This window comes from Microbacterium sp. STN6 (assembly GCF_026410545.1).
Lineage (GTDB): Bacteria > Actinomycetota > Actinomycetes > Actinomycetales > Microbacteriaceae > Root112D2.
Genome location: NZ_JAPMIT010000004.1, coordinates 293,752 through 309,481, shown reverse-complemented (window position 1 = coordinate 309,481; position 15,730 = coordinate 293,752). Strand labels below are relative to the sequence as shown.

Here is a 15,730-nt window from a genome sequence, read left to right as displayed (position 1 = left end):
GGAGCGCCAAAGGCGCGTCTCGAAACCCTCCCCCTGCACGTCAACAGGAGGAATCACGCGACGCGCCGCTCGCGCCCGCCGCTCGGCGGGCGCGTCGCGTGATTCCTCCTGAATTAACGCACGCTTGCTCGGATAGAGGGTTTCGAGACGGCGCGTAGCGCCTCCTCAACCCGCGCTCTCGGCGCGTAGCGCCTCCTCGACCCGCGCTCTCGGCGCGTAGCGCCTCCTCGCCCCGCGCTCTCGGCGCGTAGCGCCTCCTCAACCCGGCTACACGAGCGAGTCGCGCCAGGCGGCGTGCAGCTGTGCGAACCGCCCCGTGCCCGCGATGAGTTCCTCCGGCGTGCCGTCCTCCACGATGCGCCCGTGCTCCATCACGAGCACGCGGTGCGCGATCGCCACCGTCGACAGCCGGTGCGCGATGATCACCGCGGTGCGGTCGGCGAGCAGCGTCTCGAGCGCCTGCTGCACGAGCCGCTCGCTCGGGATGTCGAGCGAGCTCGTCGCCTCGTCCAGAATGAGCACGGCCGGGTTCGCCAGGAACGCCCGCGCGAACGAGATCAACTGCCGCTGCCCCGCCGAGACCCGCCCGCCGCGCTTGTTCACGTCGGTGTCGTAGCCATTCGGCAGGCCCTGAATGAACTGGTCGGCGCCGACAGCGCGCGCGGCGGCCTGGATCTCATCAAGCGTCGCATCCGGTTTGCCGATGGCAATGTTGTCTGCCACCGACCCGCTGAACAGGTACGCCTCCTGCGTGACCATCACGATCGCGCGCCGCAGGTCTTTGGGGTGCAGCTGCCGCAGGTCCACGCCGTCGAGCGTCACGCTGCCGCTCGACGGGTCGTAGAACCGCGAGATCAGCTTGGCCAGCGTCGACTTGCCTGCCCCCGTCGAGCCAACGAGCGCGATGGTCTGGCCCGCGGGAATGTCGAGCGTGAAGTCCGGCAGAATCTCGCGATCCTTCTTGTACGCGAACCGCACGTCGTCGAAGCGCACGTGCCCGTGGGCTTCCCACAGATCGACCGGATGCGCGGGGTCCGGCACACTCGGCGCCTCTTCGAGCACCCCCGAGATCTTCTCCAGGGCCGCCGCCGCCGACTGGTAGGAGTTGTAGAACATCGCCATCTCCTCCATCGGGTCGAAGAAGCGGCGCGTGTACAGCAGGGCGGCGAGCAGGGCGCCGACGGCCAACTGCCCGTCGGCCACCCGGAAGCCGCCGATGAGCAGCACGATGCCCACCGTGACGTTGCCGATCATGACGAGGCCCGGATCGAAGATGCCGAACAGCTGGATCGTGCGGTTGTTCACGTCGCGGTAGTCCTCGACGAGGTCGCCGAACTCCTTCTCGTTGCGCTTCTCCTTGCGGAACGCCTTAACCGCGCGGATGCCCGTCATGGTCTCGACGAACTGCACGATCACCTTCGCGCTTGCCACGCGCGAGACGCGGAACAGGCTCTGCGACCGCTTCTGGAACCAGCGCGTGAGCAGCGCCAGCGGCACGAGCGAGCACAGCAGCACGACGCCGCTCACCCAGTCGAGCGTGAAGAGCGCGATGGCGAGGAACAGCATGTACAGGAACCCCTGCACCAGCTGGTTGATGCCGGAGTCGAGAAGGTCGCGGATGGAATCCAGGTCGCTCGTCTGCCGCGAGATGATGCGGCCCGACGTGTACGACTCATGGAACTCGAGGCTCAGCCGCTGGGTCTGCAGGAACACGCGCTTGCGCAGGTCGATGAGGATCGCCTGGCTGATGCGGGCCGAGAGCACCTGGTACCACGCGATGAGCGCGGCCCCGGCGATGCCCGCCGCCAGGTACGCGACGCCGGCGAAGGCCAGCGGCATCCAGTCCTGCTTGAGAAGGGCGGGCAGGCCTTTATCGATGCCGAATGCGATGAGCATCGGCCCGACCACCTGCGAGGCCGTGCTCACCACGACAACAAGCATGCTGAGCACGACCCGCAGCCGAAGCGGGTGCAGCAGCGAGCCGAGCAGTCTCAGGGAGCGCTGGCGGATCTGCCGCGACTCCTGCTTCGTGAAGTCGTCGCGTTCCTCACCCTCGACGCCGAGTACGGTTGCGGTGCTCACAGGTTCACCTCCTGCATGATCTGCTGGTCCTGTTCGTCCTCCAGGCTGGAGATGACGAATCGATAGTGCTCACTCGTGGCAAGCAGCTCGCTGTGCGGGCCCACCGCCGTGATGCGGCCGTTCTCCATCAGGGCCACGCGGTCGGCGAGCATGACGGTCGACGGCCGGTGCGCCACGATCAGCGCGGTGGTCGACGCGAGCACGCGGCGCAGGGCCGCCTCGACGAGGGCCTCCGTGTCGACGTCGAGCGCCGACAGGGGGTCGTCGAGAACGAGAACGGTCGGATTCGCGGCCACCGCACGAGCGAGCGCCAGGCGCTGCCGTTGCCCGCCCGAGAGGCTGAGGCCCTCCTCGCCGACCTTCGTGTCGACGCCGTCGGGCAGGTCGTAGACGAAGCCCGCCTGGGCGATCTCGAGCGCCTCGGTGAGCAGCGCATCCGCTTCTGGCGATGAGAGGTCGAGGCGGTCGCGGCCCAGCAGAACGTTCTCGCGCACCGAGGCCGAGAACAGGGTCGCATCCTCGAACGCCATGGCGATGCCCGCCCGCAGTTCCTGCCGGGGCAGGTCGCGCACGTCGACGCCGTCGAGCCGCACCGAGCCGCCCGTCACGTCGTACAGGCGCGTCGTGAGCGCCGTCAGCGTGGTCTTGCCGCAGCCGGTGAGGCCCACGAGCGCCATCGTCTCGCCGGGCTCGACCCTGAGGTTCACGCCGTTCAGCAGGTCGCCGAAGCGCTCGGGCGAATCCTTGTACCTGAAATGCACGTCGTCGAAGACGAGCTCGCCGCGCGGGTTCTCGATGTGCTTCGGCTGCTCGGGGTCGACGATGGTGTTGACCTCGTCCATGACCTCGAAGAAGCGGTCGGCGGCGGTTCGGGTGTCGAAAGTCATCGAGAGCAGGAAGCCGATCGACTCGACCGGCCAGCGCAGCACCGTGGCGGTCGCGAAGAACGCCACGAGGTCGCCCGTGGTCAGCTCGCCCTGCGCCACGAACCACACGCCCACGAAGAGGCAGATGCCGAACGCCACGTCGGGGATCAGCAGCAGCCACAGCCACAGGTTCGCGATGGCCTTCGCCTTCTCGATCTCGGTGCCGCGCAGCTGCTCCGCCTGCGACGCGAAGTTCTTCAGCGCGTACTTGCCGCGGCCGAAGGCCTTGAGAACGCGGATGCCGTGCACCGACTCTTCGACCGATGTCGCCAGATCACCCGCCTGGTCCTGGCTGCGTCGGGCGATGGTCGAGTACTTGCCCTCGAAGACGAAGCCGAAGATCCACAGCGGCACCGAGCAGACGAGAAAGATGACGCCGAGCACCCAGTTCCACGAGACCAGCACGGCGAAGCCGATGACGATCGTGACCACGTTGACGGCGAACAGCACCATGCCGAACGACAGCCAGCGGCGAATGAGGTTCAGGTCGCTCACGGCGCGCGAGAGCAGCTGGCCGCTCGGCCAGCGGTCGTGGAAGTTCACCGGCAGGTCCTGCAGCCGGGCGTAGAGCGCGTTGCGCATGTTCGCCTCGATATGCGTGCCGGGCGTGAGCACGAACCATCGGCGAAGGGCGATGAACACCGCCTCTGCGGCGCCGAGGCCGATCACGATGGCGACGGCCGGCCACACCTGGGCCGAGTCGCCCGTCGCCAGCGGCCCGTCGACGAGCCAACCGAGCACCTGCGGGATCGCGAGCGCGACCAGGCTCGCGAGCAGCGCGGCGATCATGCCGAGCACAAAGCGCGAGATGGCCTGACGGGCATACGGGAAGATGCGGGCGAGCGTGCGCATGGTGCCCGGCCGCTGGGTGGGAGACGGTTGGCGTTGCTGGTGCGCGGAGGCAGACATAGGTGAACCGTGTTCTGTCGATGATGAAGATGAAGAAGAGATTGCCGCCTGCGGTCACTCAAGGGTGCCGATCAGAGCGGTATTCGAGAGGTCGGATGCGCGTCGCGCGCGAGCCGACAGTCGGTTACGGCGCGTCGCGCCGCCTGGGTGGGCCGGTGCGGTCAGCCGGCCGGGACGATGGTCGGGCCGCCGTAGACAGCGCCCCGAACCGCAGACACCGCGGTCTGGAACTTCTCTGTCTTATACATGGCGCATCTCCCGGTTTCGCTCATCCCCACAGCGCGGCACCTCCGTCGCGCGGCGGCCGCGGCGACGCCCTCGGGGCGTCTCACTCACGGCAGCCCTACAGGCTATACCTGAGAATGTTTCGTGCGCAAGAAGTGAGCAGACGAAATGATGGGCAACGTGCTCGCCCGAGAAGGATCTCAGCCCAGGCGCACCGAGAGGGCGTCGACGCTCGCGCCGAGCTTCTCGAGCTCGCTCACGTCGACCGTGACGACCGTGTATCCGAGCTCTGCGGCGAGCGCTGACGTGGCGGGCGACGCGGCCGAGACAAGCACCGTCGCCTCGTCGAGGGCGATCAGGCGCGGCGCTTCCGTAACCTCTGCGGGCAGCGGCAGGAAGCGGGCGAAGACCGAGGGGGCGCCGACGAGCGAGGGCGAGCCGATGACCGTGCCGTCCGGCAGGGCGGCGACGGCATCCGTCAGCTGTGCGGTGCCGGAGAGCGGAACCGCCACCACACTCAGCCCCAGGGGCGCCGCGATGGCGCGCAATGCGGCGACGCCCTGCGCGTTCGTGCCCGCACCGACGCCGACGTAGACGAGACTTCCGGCGACCAGAACGTCGCGGCCGTCGAGCGTCGCGGGCGCCTCGATGCGTTCGATGGCGAGACCGTTTTCACGCAGACGCAGCTCGATCGCGGCGCGCTCGCGGCTGCGCGCATCCGTGCCGGGGTTGGTCATGACGGCGACGTCGCCGAGCACGACGGCCAAATCACCCACGAACATGGCGTGGGCCTCGTCGTCGGCTGCCTCGACCTCGAGAACCGACCAGCCGGCGGCCGTGAACGCGGCGACGTAGGAATCCCACTGCTGGTCAGCGGCGTCCTGTTCGATGGCGGCGCCGGCCGCCTCGTTCGAGGCCAGGTTGCCGGCAGGCAGGCGCACATACGCCACGCGCTGCACCGCGGCACGCCCACCCGACGTGACGGCGCGGTACACGAGCGGGCCGAGAAGCGTCGCGGCGACGGTGGTCGTGACCCAGAAGATGAGGTTGATGCCGACGAGTGTCTGCACGATCTGCCACAGCAGGTCGCCGGTGACGGTGCCGCCGGAGCCCGAGACCATGAGCACCGTGCCGATCACTGCACCGAGCACGCCGCTGGCCACGCCCGCGATCAGGGCGAAGTACCAGCGCGTGAACGAGCGGATCACCGCCGCAATGAGAAGCAGCACGGCGGCAATGACGGTGGCGAGCGCGAAGTAGTCGCTGAGGCTCGCGAGCGCCTGCACCGATGCCCCATTCGCGGCGAAGAGCATGAGCACGGTCACGGCGTACGCTGCGAACGCGACCACCACGGCCGTCGCGACGGAGGCGATGAGGTGGCGTGCGAGGCCGGGCGCCTCGGCCTGGGAGCGGAACGCGGGCGAGGGCATGGCGGTTTCGGTCACGCTGCGACATTACCGGACGCCGCCTATGAGCGGGCCGAGCCGACAACGGCGAGCGGATGCCGGTGCACGACGCCGAGAGCACCGCCAAGCCGAACCGCCCGCACCGCCGAGCCGAACCCTCCGCGCCGCCGAGCCGAACCGCCCGCACCGCAATAGGCTCGAGAGTCAACGGCGCTGCTGTGCGCCGCGTCTCGAACGCATTGGACGGGGTACCATGCCGACGCTTGATGGAACCGATCGACGCATTCTGCTGGCCCTCGAGGACGACCCGCGCATCCCGGTCGTGCTGCTCGCGCAGCATCTGGGCCTCGCCCGGGGAACCGTGCAGGCCCGGCTCGAGAAGCTCGCAGCCGCCGGCGTGCTTCTGCCCAACAGCGTGCGCGTGCCGCCCGAGCTGCTCGGCCGCCCGCTGCGCGCCATCATCACGGCCGAGCTCGATCAGATGGAGTTCACGGGTGCCATGCGTGCGCTCGCCCTCATTCCCGAGGTGCTCGAGTGCGCCGCGATCTCAGGGCAGAGCGACCTGTTCCTTCAGGTCGTCGCCCGCGACCCCGACGACATGTACCGGGTGAGCCAGGAGATCCTGGCGTGCCCCGGCATCCGTCGCACCTCGACCTCGCTCGTGATGCGCGACCTCATCCCGTTCCGCACGACGGCGCTGCTCGACTCGCACGAGACGCCGCGGGTCGAGTAGTCGCGCCTCGCCGAATCAGTGGTAGAAGTGGCGCTCGCCCGTGAAGTACATGGTGACGCCGGCTTCTTTCGCCGCCGCGATCACGTCTTCGTCGCGGATCGACCCGCCCGGCTGCACGATGGCGCGCACCCCGGCAGCGGTCAGCACCTCGAGCCCGTCGGCGAAGGGGAAGAAGGCATCGGATGCCGCAACCGACCCCGACGCCCGCTCGCCCGCGCGCGTCACCGCCAGCGTGCACGAGTCGACCCGGTTCACCTGGCCCATGCCAACGCCGACCGACGCACCGTCGCTCGCCAGCAGAATGGCGTTGGACTTCACGGAACGGCAGGCCCGCCATGCGAACTCGAGGTCTGCGCGCGTGGCGGCATCCGCTTCGTCGCCGCTGACAAGCTGCCAGCCGTCTGACGAGAACGTGTCGAAGTTGTCGCGGGTCTGCACCAGAAGGCCGCCCGAGATCTGCTTGAGCTCGGTGCGGGCGCGCCCGTAACCTTCCGGCAGTCGCAGGATGCGCAGGTTCTTCTTGGTCTTCAGCAGTTCGAGCGCCTCCGGCTCGAAGTCGGGCGCGATGAGCACCTCGGTGAAGATGCCCTTGACGGTCTCGGCCATCTCAAGCGTGACGGTGCGGTTGGCGGCGATGACGCCGCCGTACGCCGAGACCGGGTCGCACGCGTGCGCCTTGCGGTGGGCGTCGGCGATGGTCTCGCCGACCGCGATTCCGCACGGGTTGGCGTGCTTGATCACGGCGACGGCCGTCTCGCTGAAGTCGTAGGCGGCGCGCAGGGCGGCGTCGGCGTCGACGTAGTTGTTGTACGACATGGCCTTGCCGTGCAGCTGCTCGGCCTGGGCGATGCCGGGCAGGCCGGCGCCGTCCTGGTAGAGCGCGCCACGCTGGTGGGCGTTCTCGCCGTAGCGCAGAATGCTGGCGCGGCTCCAGTAGCCGGCGAACCAGGTGGGGAACCCGGTGCCGCCGTCATCGGGGGCCACTGCCTCGCCGAGCCAGCCGGCGACCGTCACGTCGTACGAGGCCGTGTGCCGGAACGCCGCGACCGCGAGCGCCTTGCGCTGCTCGAGCGTGGTGCCGCCGGCCTTCAGCGCAGACGCGATCTCGCCGTACCCGCTCGGCGAGACCACGACCGCGACGTTGGCGTAGTTCTTGGCCGAGGCGCGCACCATGGCGGGCCCGCCGATGTCGATCTGCTCGACGGTGTCGTTCTCGCCGGCACCGGATGCGACAGTCTCGGCGAACGGGTAGAGGTTGACGACGACGAGCTGGAACGGCGCGATGCCGAACTCGGCAAGCTGCTGCTCGTGCGAGGCGAGGCGCAGGTCGGCGAGCAGGCCTGCGTGCACGACCGGGTGCAACGTCTTCACGCGGCCGTCGAGCATCTCGGGAGAGCCGGTGAGTGCCGCCACGTCGGTGACATCGAAGCCCGCGTTGCGAATGGTCGACGCGGTCGAGCCGGTCGACACGATCTCGACGCCCGCCGCGTCGAGGGCCGCAGCCAGCTCGACGAGCCCGGACTTGTCGCTCACCGAGACGAGGGCGCGCGTGATGGGAACGACATCGCGTTCCCGATAGAGGGCGGGGTCGTGGCTGGGGGCGCTCATCTGGCGGCTGGCTCCTTCAGGTCGATGCGTTCGGTGGCAATGTCGCGAACGGCCTGGATCAGCAGGCGTCGTTCGACGGGCTTGATGCGCTCGTGCAGGGAATCTTCGGTGTCGCCGGGCAGAACGGGAACGCGTTCCTGGGCGATCACGGGGCCATCGTCGATGCCGTTATCGACGACGATGATGCTTGCGCCGGTACGCTCGACGCCGGCGGCGAGCGCATCCCTCACGCCGTGGGCGCCTGGAAACTCGGGAAGGTACGCGGGGTGGGTGTTGATGAGTCGCGGTGAGAGTGCGTCGACGACCTCGGGCGGCAGCAGGCGCATGAGCCCGGAGAGCACGACGAGCCCGGGCTGGAACCGCTGCACCTCGGTCAGTAGCGCATGCCCCCACTCGTCGCGGCCGGCGAAGTCGCGGTAGCGCACGACGAAGGTGGCGATGCCGCGCTCCTCGGCGTGCTGCAGGCCGGCGGCGTCGCGATCGGCGCCCACGGCCACGACGTGCGCCGGGTAGTCGGCCTGCTCGCAGGCCTGAAGAAGGGCCTGCAAGTTGGACCCCTGCCCCGAGATGAGCACGACGACCGAGAGCACGACTCCAGCCTAGTGGTGCTCAGATGAGCAGCAGGAACGTCACGCGGATGCCGGGCGAGACGCACCCGATCTCCTGCCCTGCAGCCCGATCGCCATGCCGACCGCGACCTCCACCGCGACGCAGGCGCCGACCAGCCACGGATTGGGGCCCACACTCGCCAGTCGCCCCGGCCCTGCCGCGCCGCCCGACCACCACGCCAGCAGCGCGAACGCCGCGCCCGCGACAACGCCACCGCCGCATGCCGTCAGCAGCGCCCAGCCGAGCCCCCGCCGGCTGCCCGGAACCGGCGCGAGACGGCGAGCAACCAGGCCCCCGGCGGCGAACCCCGCCAGCACAGGCACGATCACGCCGAGGAACCCGAAAAGCAGCTCCCCCTGGGGCAGCGCACCGAAGACCGGGAGCCCCGGAACCGGCCCCAGCTGCGTGCCGAGCGGGCCGACCGCTGAGCCGGTGCCGATGGCGAAGCCCGGCCCGGCAAGCCAGCTGGCGGTGAAGATCACCAGGTTCGGCAGCAGGGCGAGCTGCGCGAGGGTGAGCACCACTCCCCCGAGCACGCCCGCGTGCAGCCCCTCATACAGCCCGATCACTGCGCCGAAATGGGTCACGATCATCAGCCCCGTCACGACGGACGCGGCCGCCAGCAGCAGCGCGGCCGCCGCCCCGCCGCCGCGAAGCGAGGCGGCCAAGGCGTCTTGGTTCGCGGGGGTGAGGCCCGAATACCAGGCACGGATGCGGCCCGCGGGGGCATCCGCTGGGAAGGGGGCGACGCGCTCTGACGCAACCATGCCGGGCTGCGCGGCGACCCGCCTGCGGGTGTCGGAGAGGGCGGAGCCGACCAGGCCGGCGACCACCCCGAGCGCGAAGACGAACGGGGGTAGCAGCATGCCCTGCCAGTCCGAGGCGGAGACCGCGCCGTTGTCGGCGGTGAGGGTGATGGCGGCGCCGAGAGCACCGTAGACGATGACCGCGGTGACGCCGCCGAGCACGGGGCTGCCCTCGATGGCGGCGCGCCTGCCGGTGCGGGCGCCGAGCAGCACGGCGAGCATGCTGAAGCCGAGCAGGGCGATGGTGCCCGAGAACGAAGCGGATGCGCCGCTCAGCCCGAGCGACGTGGCAAGCGCGGCGGGCAGCGTGATGGTGAGGTCGACGCCGTGGCCGAGGAGCCAGATGTCTGCCGACGCGTGCCAGAAGACGGACCAGTCGGTCGCACCGAACTGCACCGCCCAGAGCACCGTGAGCGGCACGAGCGCGATGCCGATACCAATGGCCACCGCGATGAGCGCGTCAAGCGCGGCGAGCAGGGCGACGGTTATGCGGTTCATCTTCGGTGCGAGCCTACCCGGCGGTGCGGGCGGGGCCGGTTCGCCGCGCAGGTGGGGCCGGTTCGCCGCGCAGGCGCCGCGCACCTCGGCCGAGCAGCGACGAACGACGGAGCAGTGACGCCGGAGCAGCAGCGACGGCGGAGTAGTAGCGACGGCGGAGTAACCACGAAGGAGCAACCACGAACGAGTAACCACGAAGGAGCAACGACGAACGAGCAACCACGAACGAGCAACCACGAACGAGCAACCACGAACGAAAACGACGGTGATTCTGTCGATTCGGGCACGCGTGGGCCGCCCTCGAACCGTTTCGGCGAGAATGACCGTCGTTTTCGTTCGGGTGAGCCGAGCGTTCGGGGAGGCGGACAGTCGTAGGTCCTGGCAGCCGATGCGCGGCCGCGGATCCGATGCCGCCCTCGCAGGACCGATACGCGCTCGCGGGACCCGATACATACTCGGGGGACCCCTCGTATGCGGTCCCCCGAGCCGGTTTCGGGTCCCGGGAGCAGAGTGTAGAGGTGAGGTGAGGTGAGCAGAGTGCAGAGGTGAGCGGAGCAGAGTGCAGAGGTGAGCGGAGCAGAGTGCAGAGGTGAGCGGAGCAGAGTGCAGAGGTGAGCGGAGCAGAGTGTAGAGCTGGGGTGAACAGCACAGGGAGGGTGAGCATGGCCGACGAGGAGCGACCGGGCGCGCAGTTGTGGGTGCCTGACAAGCACACGGTCTCCGCCCTGCGCGAGGCGGCACCAGACTGCCGCGGCTGCGAGCTGTGGAAGAACGCCACTCAGGTAGTGTTCGGCGTCGGCTCACCGCGCGCTCGGCTCATGCTCGTCGGCGAGCAGCCGGGAGACCGGGAAGATCGCGAGGGCGAGCCGTTCATCGGCCCGGCCGCGCGCGTGCTTGATGACGCCCTCGACGCCGCCGGCATCGACCGCGACGACGTCTACCTCACGAACGCGGTCAAGCACTTTCGCTTCTCGCCCGCCTCACGTGGCAAGCGGCGCATCCACGAGAAGCCGGCAGTGGCGCACATCGAGGCGTGCCACCCCTGGCTCGCTGCGGAACTCGATGCCGTGACGCCCCGGCTCGTCGTCGCTTTGGGCGCAACGGCCGCGCGGTCGCTGCTCGGCCGCACCGTTCGCATCACCGCAGAGCGCGGCCACGTGATCGAGGGGCCGGCCACGCATGCGGGCGAGCCGACGCGCGTGCTCGTAACGACGCATCCGTCTGCCCTGCTGCGGTTGAAGGGACACGGCGGGTGGGATGAGGCGTTCGACGCCTTCGTGGCCGACCTCGAGGCCGCCCGTGCCCATCTCGGCTGACCCACCTGCCCCCGGGCACGGCGAAAGTGGGTGTTCGCGACGAGATCGCACGGTGGGCGTGCATATCTCGTCGCGAACACGCACTCTCGGTGGCGATCGCTGGGTTTCGAGACGCGCCGTCGGCGCTCCTCAACCCGCTGCGGCGACCCACTGCGGCAACCCGCTGCGGCAACCCGCTGCGGCAACCCACTGCGGCGACCCACTGCGGCAACCGGCAGCGGCGACCCCCTCAGGCGGCCTGCTGCAGGGAGGCGGGGGGCACCAGGGGGGCGCTACAGAGCCGCGTATGCCTCACGCAGCAGCGCGGCGGTCTCGCTGGGCGTCTTGCCCACGCGCACACCGGCCGCTTCGAGGGCCTCCCTCTTGGCCTGCGCGGTGCCCGCCGAGCCCGACACGATGGCGCCGGCGTGGCCCATGGTCTTACCCTCGGGGGCGGTGAACCCGGCGACATAGCCGACAACCGGCTTCGTCACGTTGGCCTTGATGAAGTCGGCCGCGCGCTCCTCGGCGTCGCCGCCGATCTCGCCGATCATGACGATCGCCTTCGTTTCGGGGTCGGCCTCGAACGCGGCGAGCGCGTCGATGTGCGTCGTGCCGATGACCGGGTCGCCGCCGATACCGATGGCCGTGGAGAAGCCCAGGTCACGCAGCTCGTACATCATCTGGTAGGTCAGCGTGCCCGACTTCGAGACGAGCCCGATGGGGCCGGCACCCGTGATGGTCGCCGGCGTAATGCCCACGAGCGATTCACCGGGCGTGATGATACCGGGGCAGTTCGGGCCGATGATGCGGGTCTTGCCGCCCTTAGCCTTCGCGTGCGCCCAGGCCTCGGCCGCGTCCTGCACCGGGATGCCCTCGGTGATCACAACGAGCAGCGGGATCTCGGCATCGATCGCCTCCACCATGGCGCTCTTGGCGTGTGCCGGCGGCACGAAGATGATCGACACATCGGCGCCGGTCTGCTGAATCGCCTCGACGACGGTGCCGAACACGGGCAGCTCGACGGCCGAACCATCTGCCGCCGTGTGCGAGACGGTCGTTCCGGCCTTGCGGGCGTTGACGCCGCCCACGACCTGCGTGCCGGCCTTCAGCATGAGCGCGGTGTGCTTGGTTCCCTCACCGCCGGTGATGCCCTGCACGATGACCTTGGAATCCTTGTTGAGGAAGATTGACATGTTTCTAATCCTTCACGTTGTTTCGGTTGCAGGTGTCGAGACGCTCGCGGCGCTCGCTCCTCAACCAGCCACCGATGCCAACTCGGCCGCCTTGTCAGCGCCCTCATCCATGGTCGCTGCCAGGGTGACGAGCGGATGCGCTGCCTCGGCCAGAATGCGCCGCCCCTCTTCTACGTTGTTGCCGTCGAGCCGCACCACGAGCGGCTTGTTCGCGTCGTCGCCGAGAATCTCGAGCGCCTTGACGATGCCGTTCGCGACCGCGTCGCACGCGGTGATGCCGCCGAAGACGTTGACGAACACGCTCTTGACCTGGGGGTCGTTCAGGATCACGTCGAGGCCTGCCGCCATGACGGATGCCGAGGCGCCGCCGCCAATGTCGAGGAAGTTGGCGGGCTTGACTCCCCCGCGCTTCTCGCCGGCGTATGCGACGACGTCGAGCGTCGACATGACGAGGCCTGCGCCGTTGCCGATGATGCCGACCTGACCGTCGAGCTTCACGTAGTTGAGACCGGCTGCCTTCGCCTTCGCTTCGAGCGGGTCGGCGGCAGCAGCATCCTCAAGCGAGGCGTGGTTCTCGTGCCGGAAGTCGGCGTTCTCGTCGAGCGTGACCTTGCCGTCGAGGGCGATGATGTCGCCCTCCTCGGTGAGCACGAGCGGGTTGACCTCGACGAGCGTCGCATCCTCACCCTTATAGACGTCGTACAGCTTCACGAAGACGGGGGCGACCGTGCCGACCAGGTCGTCGGGGAAGCCGGCGGCGCGGGCAATCTCGGCGGCCTTCGCGTCGTCGATGCCGGTCTGCGGGTCGACCTCGACGCGGGCGAGCGCTTCGGGCTTCTCGACCGCGAGCTGCTCGATCTCCATGCCGCCCTCGACACTCGTCAGCGAGAGGTAGGAGCGGTTGGCCCGGTCGAGCAGCACCGAGAAGTAGAACTCGCGAGCGATGCGTGCACCGCCGGCGACCATGACGCGGCGCACCACGTGGCCCTTGATGTCGAGGCCCAGGATGTCGCGGGCCGCCGCCTCGGCGTCCGCTGGCGTCTTCGCGACCTTCACGCCGCCGGCCTTGCCGCGGCCACCCACCTTGACCTGCGCCTTCACCACCACGACGCCGCCGAGCTTCTCGGCCGCCTCGCGCACCTCCTCGGGGGTGTCCGCGATGATCCCGGGCAGTACGGGAACGCCGTACTTCTCGAACAGATCTCTGGCCTGATACTCGTAAAGATCCACACTTATCCTTTTCCGCTTGTGGCGTCACACTTGTGGCGTGCTGTGGTGAGCTGTCGGTACCTCGAGGCGAGCGGTCGAACGCGAGATAGCTCGACGTCGAGAGAATTCGCCACCTAGCACTCTACCGACACTCGCTTGACGGTGACGGGCCGCTCTTCCGCTCCGTGGAATTGCGCTGAGCCATTCGGGTCTGGCGCATGGCGGCCGAAGTCAATATAGTTGGCACACTGACTATCTCGTGACGCAGGCGTCACCCCAGAGAGGAAACTGCAATGCAGCAGATGGACGGCACCGCCGATACCCCGGAACTCGAGCAGCTCTACCGCGACTTCGACGCGAATAACATGTCACCGCTCTGGACGCAGCGCGACGACCTCATGCCGATGACTCCCTCGCCGAAGGCGATCCCGTACGTCTGGCGCTGGAAGACGCTGTACGACATCGCCCGGCGCTCCGGCGACCTCGTTCCGGTCGGTCGCGGCGGCGAGCGCCGCGCCATCGGGCTCGCCAACCCGGGACTGCCAGGCACCGCATATGCCAGCCCCACGCTCTGGTGCGCCATCCAGTACCTGGGTGGTCATGAGACTGCCCCGGAACACCGTCATGCACAGAACGCGTTCCGCTTCGTCGTCGAAGGCGAGGGCGTCTGGACCGTTGTCAACGGGGACCCTGTGGCGATGCGCCGCGGCGACCTGCTGCTGACACCCGGCTGGAACTTCCACGGGCACCACAACGACACCGCGAACCCCATGGCCTGGATCGACGGGCTCGACGTGCCGTTCTCCAACTACACCGATGTCGGCTTCTTCGAGTACGGCTCCGAGCGGGTGACCGACGAGGCCTCGCCAGACGTCTCTCGTGCCGAGCGCCTATGGGCGCATCCGGGCCTGCGCCCGCTGTCGGCTCTGGACGACCGCACCAGCTCGCCACTGTCTGCATACCGCTGGGAGCACACGGATGCGGCGCTCCGCGAGCAACTCGCGCTCGAAGACGAGGGGTACCCCGCAACCGTCGAGCAGGGGCACGCGGCGATTCGCTACTCGAACCCGACGACCGGCGGCGACGTCATGCCGACGCTGCGCTGCGAGTTCCACCGCCTGAGGGCAGGGGCCGAGACGCCTACGCGGCATGAGGTCGGGTCGTCGGTCTGGCAGGTGTTCGAGGGCGAGGGCAGCGTCGTGCTCGGCGGCGAGGAGCACCGGCTCGAGACCGGCGACATCTTCGTGGTGCCCAGCTGGGTGCCGTGGTCGCTGCACGCCTCCACGTCGACGACGTTCGACCTGTTCCGGTTCAACGACGGGCCGATCATCGACCGCCTGTCGTTCACGCGCAGCTACGTTCCCGAGGAGCAGAAGTGAGGCTGGGCACGCTGCGCCTCGCGGGCAGCGCAGCCCCCCGCGACACCGTCGCCGTGCGCATCGACGATGACGCCGCCGTCGAGATCACCGGGTTCACCGACATCGGAGCCCTGCTTCGCGCACCCGGGTGGGAGGATGCGGCGCGGGGCGCATCCGGTCCGTCGCATTCTCTCGGCGAACTGGAGCCAACCGATTGGGCGCCTGTCGTGCCCCGCCCGGGAAAGATCGTGTGCGTCGGGCTGAACTACGCGAACCACATTCGTGAGATGGGGCGCGAGCTCCCCGAGTTCCCCACGCTGTTCGCCAAGTATCCGGAGGCGCTCATCGGGCCGTACGATGCAATCGAGCTGCCGCCGGAAGCGGCCGATGCGGTGGACTGGGAGGGCGAGCTGGCCATCGTGATCGGTGCGTCCGCGCGGCGCACCCCGGCAGCAGAGGCCGCCGAGGCGATTGCCGGCTACGCCGTGATCAACGACGTGACCATGCGCGATTTCCAGTACCGCACGCCCGAGTGGTTTCAGGGCAAGACGTTCGAGGGCACCACTCCGTTCGGGCCGCACCTCGTCACCCGCGACGAATTCTCACCCGGGCCAGAGCTGCTCACCGACGTCGACGGGGAACTCGTGCAGCACACGCCCACCGACGACCTGGTCTTCGGGCCGGAGGCGCTCGTCGAGTACATCTCGAGCATCTTCACGCTGAACCCCGGCGACGTGATCGCCAGCGGCACCCCCGGCGGCGTCGGCCACGCCCGCAAGCCCCCGCGCTATCTGCGCGACGGCTCGGTGCTGACGACGACGATCGACGGCATCGGCACCCTCACCAACCCGGTTCGAAAGGCATAGCGCC

12 protein-coding genes are annotated in these 15,730 nt (G+C 69.1%); 4 read left to right on the top strand and 8 right to left on the bottom strand.

Annotated elements, in window-relative coordinates; translation table 11 throughout:
- Positions 1-267: 267 nt before the first annotated feature.
- The 3 genes from OSC27_RS13650 to OSC27_RS13640 all read right to left on the bottom strand — a co-directional run bounded on the left by OSC27_RS13650 (position 268) and on the right by OSC27_RS13640 (position 5,587).
- Positions 268-2,082: an ABC transporter ATP-binding protein gene (locus OSC27_RS13650; protein WP_267182017.1), complete on the bottom strand. Its 1,815-nt coding sequence runs from the start codon at positions 2,080-2,082 to the stop codon at positions 268-270.
- Complete coding sequence (locus OSC27_RS13645; RefSeq protein WP_267182016.1) at positions 2,079-3,917, bottom strand: ABC transporter ATP-binding protein; 1,839 nt, start codon at positions 3,915-3,917, stop codon at positions 2,079-2,081. The genes OSC27_RS13650 and OSC27_RS13645 overlap by 4 nt, the downstream gene beginning before the upstream one ends.
- Positions 3,918-4,342: 425 nt before the next feature.
- The gene (locus OSC27_RS13640) at positions 4,343-5,587 is read right to left on the bottom strand and encodes a dimethylarginine dimethylaminohydrolase (RefSeq protein ID WP_267182015.1); all 1,245 of its coding nucleotides are present in this window, start codon (positions 5,585-5,587) and stop codon (positions 4,343-4,345) included.
- Between the two features lie 214 nt (positions 5,588-5,801).
- On the opposite strand from OSC27_RS13640, the gene OSC27_RS13635 reads away from it, so the two are divergent.
- Positions 5,802-6,281, top strand: coding sequence for an Lrp/AsnC family transcriptional regulator (locus tag OSC27_RS13635; RefSeq protein ID WP_267182014.1), 480 nt, complete (start codon positions 5,802-5,804; stop codon positions 6,279-6,281).
- A 15-nt stretch (positions 6,282-6,296) separates the two neighbouring features.
- Here OSC27_RS13635 and purH read toward each other — a convergent pair whose 3' ends face one another.
- The 3 genes from purH to OSC27_RS13620 are packed head-to-tail and all read right to left on the bottom strand — an operon-like array spanning position 6,297 to position 9,802.
- Positions 6,297-7,889 (bottom strand): bifunctional phosphoribosylaminoimidazolecarboxamide formyltransferase/IMP cyclohydrolase, encoded by a 1,593-nt coding sequence (gene purH / locus OSC27_RS13630; RefSeq protein ID WP_267182013.1) that lies wholly within the window; start codon positions 7,887-7,889, stop codon positions 6,297-6,299.
- A complete protein-coding gene (gene purN, locus OSC27_RS13625; protein ID WP_267182012.1) occupies positions 7,886-8,479 on the bottom strand; it encodes a phosphoribosylglycinamide formyltransferase in 594 nt (197 codons plus the stop codon). Before purN ends, purH begins: the two co-directional genes overlap by 4 nt.
- Before the next feature lie 39 nt (positions 8,480-8,518).
- Positions 8,519-9,802: a DUF6350 family protein gene (locus tag OSC27_RS13620; RefSeq protein WP_267182011.1), complete on the bottom strand. Its 1,284-nt coding sequence runs from the start codon at positions 9,800-9,802 to the stop codon at positions 8,519-8,521.
- Between the two features lie 662 nt (positions 9,803-10,464).
- Between OSC27_RS13620 and OSC27_RS13615 the strand changes: the two genes are divergently transcribed.
- Positions 10,465-11,118 carry a UdgX family uracil-DNA binding protein gene (locus tag OSC27_RS13615; RefSeq protein WP_267182010.1) on the top strand — a complete coding sequence of 218 codons (654 nt, stop codon included), beginning with the start codon at positions 10,465-10,467 and terminating at the stop codon, positions 11,116-11,118.
- 272 nt (positions 11,119-11,390) lie between these two features.
- Here the strand turns inward: OSC27_RS13615 and sucD are convergent, their stop codons facing one another.
- Both sucD and sucC read right to left on the bottom strand, forming a co-directional pair.
- On the bottom strand, positions 11,391-12,293 hold the full coding sequence (gene sucD, locus OSC27_RS13610) for a succinate--CoA ligase subunit alpha (RefSeq protein WP_267182009.1): 903 nt from the start codon (positions 12,291-12,293) through the stop codon (positions 11,391-11,393).
- A gap of 60 nt (positions 12,294-12,353) precedes the next feature.
- A complete protein-coding gene (gene sucC, locus OSC27_RS13605; RefSeq protein WP_267182008.1) occupies positions 12,354-13,523 on the bottom strand; it encodes an ADP-forming succinate--CoA ligase subunit beta in 1,170 nt (389 codons plus the stop codon).
- 272 nt (positions 13,524-13,795) lie between these two features.
- Between sucC and OSC27_RS13600 the strand changes: the two genes are divergently transcribed.
- On the top strand, positions 13,796-14,881 hold the full coding sequence (locus OSC27_RS13600) for a cupin domain-containing protein (protein WP_267182007.1): 1,086 nt from the start codon (positions 13,796-13,798) through the stop codon (positions 14,879-14,881).
- A complete protein-coding gene (locus tag OSC27_RS13595; protein WP_267182006.1) occupies positions 14,878-15,726 on the top strand; it encodes a fumarylacetoacetate hydrolase family protein in 849 nt (282 codons plus the stop codon). The genes OSC27_RS13600 and OSC27_RS13595 overlap by 4 nt, the downstream gene beginning before the upstream one ends.
- Positions 15,727-15,730 lie beyond the last annotated feature (4 nt).